This is a genomic window from Lentimicrobium sp. L6, from assembly GCF_013166655.1.
Taxonomy (GTDB): domain Bacteria; phylum Bacteroidota; class Bacteroidia; order Bacteroidales; family UBA12170; genus UBA12170.
Map to the genome: position 1 here is coordinate 1 of NZ_JABKCA010000176.1, position 1,113 is coordinate 1,113.

The 1,113-nt window shown below is 33.2% G+C and carries 1 protein-coding gene; it reads left to right on the forward strand.

Annotated elements, in window-relative coordinates:
* Positions 1-1,107: ISAs1 family transposase (locus HNS38_RS20080; RefSeq protein WP_216663806.1), on the forward strand; the 1,107-nt coding region annotated here is incomplete at its 5' end.
* Between the last annotated feature and the right edge of the window lie 6 nt (positions 1,108-1,113).

Below are 1,113 nucleotides of genomic sequence, written 5' to 3' on the forward strand. Positions count from 1 at the left end.
ACAAACAATCTAATAAGTATTTTTGGTACTATAGACGATCCTAGGAGCCATATAAGCCAACTTCACAATATATCCGATATCTTTCTTGTGGGAATAATTTCGGTCATTTGTGGCGCAGTAACATGGAAACAAATGAGAGAGTTTGCTCAATCAAAAGAAGTATTTTTAAGAACATTTCTTCAGTTACCAAACGGGATACCTTCTGAAGATACAATAAACAGGTTGTTTTCAGCAATTGATAGCAATCAATTTGAAACTTGTTTTATTGATTGGGTAAATTCTATATCAACAGTATTGAAAGGTCAAGTCATTGTAATCGACGGGAAGTCAATAAGAGGTGCTAAGTCCGCAGGAAAGAAATCTCCAGTTCATATGGTTAGCGCTTGGGCAAGTCAAAATAATTTGGTTTTGGGTCGAGTAAGAGTAAATGAAAAATCAAATGAAATAACAGCAATTCCAGAGCTGATAGAAAAACTGTGTATTTCAGGCAATATTATCACTATTGATGCCATGGGAACTCAAACTGATATCGCCGATAAAATTAAAGAAAGTGAAGCAGACTATATTTTAGCTGTTAAAGGAAATCAAGAACAATTATTAGAGCAAATAAAAGATGAGTTTCGTTTCGCAAAACAAATAGAAACCCATGAGAATATTGACATAGGCCATGGCAGAATTGAAACAAGGAAATGCAGTGTAATCACAGATTTTAAATTTATAGAAAACGAAGATAACAAATGGAATAAATTAACTCAGATAGTTAAATTAGAGTCAATTAGAGAATTTAAAATTAGCGACAAACAAACAGAGAAAGCAATCCGTTATTATATTACCAGTATAAATGATGTAGCTAAAAACTATCAGAATTATATCCGTTCGCATTGGGGAGTTGAGAATAAATTACACTGGACTTTAGATGTAGCATTCTCAGAAGATGCATCACGAAAAAGAAATAAAAACGCTGCTCAAAACTATTCTGTACTTCTCAAAATAGCATTGAATTTATTGAAAAATGAAAAATCAGAAAAGCAAGGGATAGCTGGGAAAAGGCTTAAGGCCGGATGGAATGAAGACTACTTACTAAAGGTGCTTGATATAAAAGTGTGAGTTTGC